Origin of the sequence: Solihabitans fulvus, assembly GCF_008386585.1 — a bacterium.
Lineage (GTDB): Bacteria > Actinomycetota > Actinomycetes > Mycobacteriales > Pseudonocardiaceae > Solihabitans > Solihabitans fulvus.
Genome location: NZ_VUOB01000045.1, coordinates 125,787 through 132,011 on the forward strand (window position 1 = coordinate 125,787; position 6,225 = coordinate 132,011).

Here is a 6,225-nt window from a genome sequence, read left to right on the forward strand (position 1 = left end):
ACGCGATCAGGCCCAGGACCACTCGACGGGATGCCGGTTGCGCCGGCCGCGCAGCCACAGCAGCACGCCGATCGGCAGCACCGCGATGGCCGGCAGCAAACCGACCGCCCAGCTCACGGCCAGCGGCGGGCCCGGCATCGCGCCGACCGGGAAGGAGACCGAGCCGACGCCGTGCCCCTTCGGCCCGTCCACGGTGAACTCGAACCGCCAGGTGCCCTGGTCCGGCAGCAGGAACGTGTCCAACCCCCACCGGTCGTAGCCGCGGACGAACCGCTGCAACTCCTTGGCGGTGCGCTGCGCCCTGGTGGTGCGCAGCGTGTCGCCGTTGGGCCGGTACATCGTCATCCTCGCGGTGTGGCCGGCGATGCCGTCCTCCGGAAGGAAGGTGAAATCCAGCGACTTCCCCGCGTACACCGGCCAGTCGGTGAACGACACCCGCATCGCGTACGGGCCGACCTGCGCGGTCTCGGAGTGCACGACCGGCGTCGGGTCGACCGCCTGCGCGGCCGGCGCGGCGACGACGCCGACCACCGCCAGCGCGGCCAGCGCGAGCACCAGCCTCCTGACCAATCCGAACATGCTCACACCACCACCGCCGTCGAACTGGTCGCGCCCGAGGACCCCGGCGACACGGGCGGCGGCCCGGCAGGACCGAGGCGGCGCAACGGGAAGGACGCGCGCCAGCCGAGCCAGCCGGCCGCCGCACCGAGCGCCGCGACCAGGGCGGCCAGCGGCACGCTCACCGCGTCGCCGAACTGGACCGTGTACCCCACGTACATCCCCGCGCCGACGACCGCGCCGACGACGGGCAGCGCCGCCTTCGGGGAGGTCCCGGAGCGACGGCCGATCAGCACGCCGACCTCGATCAGCACCGCAATCACCGGCAGCACCATGGGATACAGCGAGGGCAGGTACGGGTTGAGGCTGGCGTTGTCCCGGAACGGCAGGCCGACGCTGTCCGCGTAGACCCTGGTGATCCACGGCGCGAAGACCCAGCCGGCCGCCTGCGTGGCGAGGAAGAGCAGCCCTGCCAACGTCACCCAGCCCGGCCTGCGGGTCACCCCGGCGATCATGACCAGGCAGAACACGCAGATCGGGGTCACCGACACCGGGAACGGCTGCGCCCAGAACAGCGCGAAGATCATCGAACACAAGGACACGCTCACGCTCGCGGCGAGCCCCCATCGACCGGCGCGACGCCGGCGCAGCGCGACGAACGCGAGGATCGCGCCGACGCAGATCGCCATGCCGCCGAGGGCGAGGCCGACGTGCGGCGGCGAGTTCAGCGTCACGTCGAACCCGTAGACCGTGTGCCACCACAGGTCGGCCAGCCCGTAGGCCAGCTCGACGGCCCCACCGACGCCGGCGACCAGAAAGCCGACCGGCGCGCGGAACACGCCGAGGACCCGGACCGAACCGCCGCCCGCCGAGGTCCGCGATGCCCGGAAAGTGTTGTGCAGCACCACGAACACGCTCGTCAGGCCGGCCAGCGCCGGCGCGGTGTAGATCAGCATGTGCGGCGCGGTGAAGAAGGTGTCCGGGCCGACGTCGTCGTGCCACTGCACGTCCCACACCACACCGAAGTTCTCGCAGAGCAGCGCGACCAGCAGCAGCCAGCTCCCGACCAGCTCGACCCGGCCGGATCGTCCGTCGTCCGTCGGCCCGGCCTCGGCCGCGCCCGTGCTTCCCGTCATCCCCTGCTCCCCACGGACTCCGGTCACGCCGACGCGGCGGCCTGCTCCATCCGCTTGCGCAGACTCAGCGGACGCATGTCCGTCCACACCTCGGAGATCCGGCTGAGGCACTCGGCCTTGGTCCCGCTGGTGCCCTCGGCGCGCCACCCGGCCGGCAGATCGCGGTCGGCCCACCAGATCGAGTACTGCTCCTCGTCGTTGAGCACCACGAGATAGGTCAGGTCGTCGGCCAACTCGTCAGCCATCTGCGCTCCTCAGTTTCCGTGCGGACGAGCAAACCCTGAGCGCGACCGCTATACCCCGTCTATACCCGCCCGACCTGGTCCATACCTGCCCCCGACCTGCCCCGATATCGACGAGATATAGCCGAGCAACGCACGCTGCTGCCCATGCGGTGGCTCGGGTACGGACTGGTGTCGCTGGTCCTGCTCCTCGCAGCCCCGCTTACTTCGCCAGGCTCCGCCGAGGCGCACGGCATCAGCAGCACCGCCGACGTGCAGCTGGCGCAGACCTTCGCCGGCAACGAACTCACCGTGGTGCTGCGGCGGGCGCCGCTGGTCCCCGGCCCGCTGACCGTGGACGTGATCGCGCACGACCCGGTGCGGTCGGTCGGCATCGACCTGACCGCGACGGCGCTGGAGGGCATGCCCGCCGCCAACCCCGCCGGAAACCGCGCCACGCTGCGGCTGACGGCGGGGCGACCCGGCGTGTACACGACCGCGCTGCGCGTGGACCGGCCGGGACAGTGGCAGCTGGACCTGCGCGCCCAGGACGGCGAGAAGGCCGTGCTGCCGTTCCGCGTGCTGGTGCCGCGCGCGGCCGCGTGGGAACTGGTCGTCTATCCCGGCTTCGCCCTCGCCGGCGTATTCATGGTCGGTGCGCTCGTCGCGGCGGTCCTGCGCCGCCGCTGGCTCGGCACGGCTGCGGCGGGCGGCGCCGTGGTGGCCCTCGCGGTCGGGCTGACCGCGGCCCTGCTGTCCTCGGCGATACCGGCCGCGCTGCCGGACGGCGCCGCGCCGACCATCGCCAACAACCCGGCCGACGGCTTCGCGGCGGGCGGGCGGCCCTACGTCAACCTGACGCTGGGCACCGAGCCCGCCCAGCCCGTCGCCGGGGTCGAGTTCACGCTGCGGCTGCGGCTCAGCGACGGCGCGACCGGCCAACCGATCGACGACCTGGTCTCGCACCATGCCGCGCTCGCGCACACGGTGGTGACGAGCCAGGACTGCACGTTCTTCCGCCACATCCACCCCGTGCTGACCGCGCCGGGAGTGCTGGAGGTCCGCCTGACGGTCGACCGGCCGGGCCGCTATCTGGTGCACACCGAGTTCGAGCGCGCCGACAGCGGCGGCCAGCTGGTGACCGGGAGCTTCGAGGCCGGCGGCACCGCGACGGCAACACCGCTGGCGCCCTCGACGGCTGAGCAGCCGCAGACGGAACTGGTCACCAGCCCGGCGCGGCCGGTCGCAGGCGAGCCGACCGAGCTGCGACTCCAGGTGACCGTGGCCGGCCGGCCCGCGCGCGATCTCCAGCCCTGGCTTGGCATGGCGGGCCACCTCATCGTCCGCGACCCGCGCGGCGACTTCTTCGGCCACGTGCACGAGATGGACTCCATGGCGGCACAGAGCACCCCGGGCGTCCCGGTGCCGGACGAGACCGTCGCGCAGTACGGGCCGACGCTGCGGTTCACCTTCACCTTCCCCTCCCCCGGCCGCTATCCCGTGTGGATCCAGTACGCCAGGGACTTCCAGGTGCACACCGTGGCGCTGTCGATCGACGTGGGGCAGGAGCAGCAGTGAGCAGACCGCGAAACCGCGCCGTGCTGATCCCGCTCGGTGTCCTGGCGGTCGTGGTGGCCGCCGTCGGCGGGTTTCTGCTGTGGTACCAACCGGATCCGCTGGAGGTCAGCCTCACCGGCACGTCCGCGAACTACACGGTCCAGCTGCGGTTCGACCATCCCACCGTCGGCACGAACACCGTGGACATCGCCGTCGACCGGCGCGACCACGGGCCGGTCGAGGTGGACCGAGTCGCGCTGGAGGCCGTGATGCCGAGGATGGGGCACGCCATGCCGCAGCTGAGCGCCGAGCCGCGCGGCCAGGGCAGATTCCAGGCGCGCGGCGAACTGTTCCTGATGGCGGGCGTGTGGACCGTGTCCGTGCGGCTGCACGGCGCGGGCGGCGGCGAACTGGCCACCGTCACGCTGCCGGTGTCGACGAGCTGAAACCCTGCCGCACCAGCCGTTCCGTGTCCGATATCGACCAAATATAGCCGGAGTCGGCACTGTTGTAGCCGCCACGAGTCCAGCAGGGCGCAGCGATCGAGGGGACGACACCGCGATGACCGACCACCAGGGGTGGCAGCCGTTGGAGCTGAGCCCGGCCAGCGTTGGAGCCACGGCCAGCGCCGAGGGTCTCGCGGCGTACCTGAGTTCCACGACCGACCTGGACGCGCTGCTGGTCAAGGAGAAGGCGTTGGTGTTCAGGGACTTCCGGGTCACCGAGGACACGCTCGAGCCGATCATGGACGGCCTGCTGCCCAACCGGCTCGCCTACGTGCACGGCAACTCCCCGCGCACCAAGGTCGGCAGGAACGTCTACACGTCGACGGAGTACCCGCCGGAGTTCACTATCTCCATGCACAACGAGCTGTCCTACGCGCACCAGTGGCCGGCGCGGCTGCTGTTCTTCTGCGCCACAGCACCGGAAACCGGCGGCGCCACCCCGGTGGTCGACGCCAGGCTGTGGCTGGAGTCGCTGGACGACGACGTGCGCGAGGCGTACGCGGGCGGCGTGCGGTACACGCAGAACCTGCACGACGGTTTCGGGCTCGGCAAGAGCTGGCAGGACACCTTCGAGACCGACGACCGGGCCGAGGTCGAGGAGTTCCTCGCCGCCACGGAGGCGACCTGGCAGTGGCGGCGGGACGGTGGTCTGCGGATCACCCAGCAGCGGCCGGCCACCACGCGTCACCCCGTCACCGGCGACGAGGTCTGGTTCAACCAGTCCGACCAGTGGCACCCCGCGGCGCTCGGCGACGACACGGCCGCCGAACTGGCCAAGGTCATGCCGGCCGACGAGCTGCCGCAGTCGGTGAGCTTCGCCGACGGCAGCCCGATCCCGGCCGACCACGTCATCCAGGTGCGCGACCGGGCGCTCGCCGCCGCCGTGGACGTGAACTGGCGGCAGGGCGACCTGTTGCTGATCGACAACGTGCTCGTCGGCCACGGCAGGCGGCCGTTCACCGGCCCGCGCCGGGTGCTCGTGGCGATGTCCAACTAACCAGCGCAGCCCGAGAAAGAGACGGACTACCAGGATGACCGACGTGACCCTGGCGCCGACGACCAGCGCCCTCACCCTGACGTTGACCGACGTCGAGCGCGCCGAGTTCGGCAGGCTGGCCGGGCTGCTCGCGGACACCGCGCCCGGCCTGGTCGACGACCCGGCCTGGGTGGACGCCGCAAGGCTGTTGTCCTGCCAGCTCCCGGTGCGGTTGCGGGAGACGATTCGCCGCTACCGCCATGACTCCGGCGTGGACGGCCTGCTCATCGTCAACAACCTGCCGGTGGATGTCGCCGCGCTGCCGGCGACCCCGACCGTGCCGGAGTCCGTGGAGCGCGCGGCGACCGTGCCGGCCGGGATCGCGGCGATGATGGCGCTGCACATCGGCGAGATCCTGGCGTACCGCGAGGAGAAGACCGGCGCGCTGGTGCAGAACGTTGTTCCGGTGCCCGGCCGCGAGGAGTCGCAGAGCAACGCGGGCTCCACGCCGCTGGAGCTGCACGTGGAGAACGCCTTCCACCCGCACCGGCCCGACTTCGTCGGCCTGCTCTGTCTACGCAATGATCACAGCGGAACCGCGGGGACGCTGGTCTCCTCGATCCGCCGCGCGCTGCGCTTGGTGCCCGACCAGGTCCGCGACGTGCTCCTCCAGCCGCGCTTCGTGACCGAGCCCCCGCCCTCCTTCGCCGCGGGCGACGCGACCCCCGTGCACGCGGTGCTGGACGGCGACCCCGCCGACCCGAACGTGCGGGTCGACTTCACCGCGACGCAGCCCCTTGACGACGAAGGCAAGTTGGCCCTGGACCAACTGCGGGACGCCTTCATCGAGGTCGCCTCGTCCCTGGTCCTCCAGTCCGGCGAGATGGCCTTCGTGGACAACCGCATCGCAATCCACGGCCGCAGCGCCTTCACGCCAAGGTACGACGGCCACGACCGCTGGCTCCACCGCACGTTCGTACACCTGGACAACCGCCGCACCAGAGCCCACCGCCCCAACAACGGCCACGTCCTGTCCTGACGGTCCCCCACCACCGCGCACAGCCCCCGCGCCACCGTCTTCACCCATTAACGCCGAACGCCTCGCTCCCCGCGCTCCACACTCCGCGAGCCGGAACTCCTGACCTCGCCCCACCTATCCACAACCCACCCCGTTGTCCACAGCCCGCCCACGCCACCCGCCCGCACGGCCGCTGATGGCTACGCTGGCCAAGGGCACGTCCCCCAGGGATGCTCCTATGGTTTGTCAAGTG

7 protein-coding genes are annotated in these 6,225 nt (G+C 71.7%); 4 read left to right on the plus strand and 3 right to left on the minus strand.

The genetic code is table 11. The annotated features are described in order from the left end of the window. Positions 1-6: 6 nt before the first annotated feature. Genes F0L68_RS25120 through F0L68_RS25130 form a run of 3 tightly spaced genes read right to left on the minus strand, consistent with a single transcriptional unit; the run spans position 7 to position 1,939 of the window. Positions 7-579, minus strand: coding sequence for a hypothetical protein (locus F0L68_RS25120; RefSeq protein ID WP_149852259.1), 573 nt, complete (start codon positions 577-579; stop codon positions 7-9). Positions 580-581: 2 nt separating this feature from the next. After that, a complete protein-coding gene (locus F0L68_RS25125; protein ID WP_149852260.1) occupies positions 582-1,694 on the minus strand; it encodes a hypothetical protein in 1,113 nt (370 codons plus the stop codon). Between the two features lie 23 nt (positions 1,695-1,717). Continuing rightward, positions 1,718-1,939 (minus strand): MbtH family protein, encoded by a 222-nt coding sequence (locus F0L68_RS25130; protein ID WP_149852261.1) that lies wholly within the window; start codon positions 1,937-1,939, stop codon positions 1,718-1,720. Positions 1,940-2,083: 144 nt separating this feature from the next. Between F0L68_RS25130 and F0L68_RS42645 the strand changes: the two genes are divergently transcribed. From F0L68_RS42645 to F0L68_RS25145, 4 genes are all read left to right on the plus strand, one after another. Next, on the plus strand, positions 2,084-3,493 hold the full coding sequence (locus tag F0L68_RS42645) for a DUF8832 domain-containing protein (RefSeq protein ID WP_188316814.1): 1,410 nt from the start codon (positions 2,084-2,086) through the stop codon (positions 3,491-3,493). Further along, the gene (locus tag F0L68_RS42650; RefSeq protein WP_188316815.1) at positions 3,490-3,918 is read left to right on the plus strand and encodes a FixH family protein; all 429 of its coding nucleotides are present in this window, start codon (positions 3,490-3,492) and stop codon (positions 3,916-3,918) included. Before F0L68_RS42645 ends, F0L68_RS42650 begins: the two co-directional genes overlap by 4 nt. 115 nt (positions 3,919-4,033) lie before the next feature. Continuing rightward, positions 4,034-4,975 (plus strand): TauD/TfdA family dioxygenase, encoded by a 942-nt coding sequence (locus tag F0L68_RS25140; protein WP_149852263.1) that lies wholly within the window; start codon positions 4,034-4,036, stop codon positions 4,973-4,975. Between the two features lie 34 nt (positions 4,976-5,009). Further along, a complete protein-coding gene (locus F0L68_RS25145) occupies positions 5,010-5,993 on the plus strand; it encodes a TauD/TfdA family dioxygenase (RefSeq protein ID WP_149852264.1) in 984 nt (327 codons plus the stop codon). Positions 5,994-6,225 lie beyond the last annotated feature (232 nt).

Bases quoted from the DNA above. Each gene is read 5' to 3' on its own strand.
- F0L68_RS25120 (WP_149852259.1), bottom strand. From the start codon at position 579: ATGTTCGGATTGGTCAGGAGGCTGGTGCTCGCGCTGGCCGCGCTGGCG.
- F0L68_RS25125 (WP_149852260.1), bottom strand. From the start codon at position 1,694: ATGACGGGAAGCACGGGCGCGGCCGAGGCCGGGCCGACGGACGACGGA.
- F0L68_RS25130 (WP_149852261.1), bottom strand. From the start codon at position 1,939: ATGGCTGACGAGTTGGCCGACGACCTGACCTATCTCGTGGTGCTCAAC.
- F0L68_RS42645 (WP_188316814.1), top strand. From the start codon at position 2,084: ATGCGGTGGCTCGGGTACGGACTGGTGTCGCTGGTCCTGCTCCTCGCA.
- F0L68_RS25140 (WP_149852263.1), top strand. From the start codon at position 4,034: ATGACCGACCACCAGGGGTGGCAGCCGTTGGAGCTGAGCCCGGCCAGC.
- F0L68_RS25145 (WP_149852264.1), top strand. From the start codon at position 5,010: ATGACCGACGTGACCCTGGCGCCGACGACCAGCGCCCTCACCCTGACG.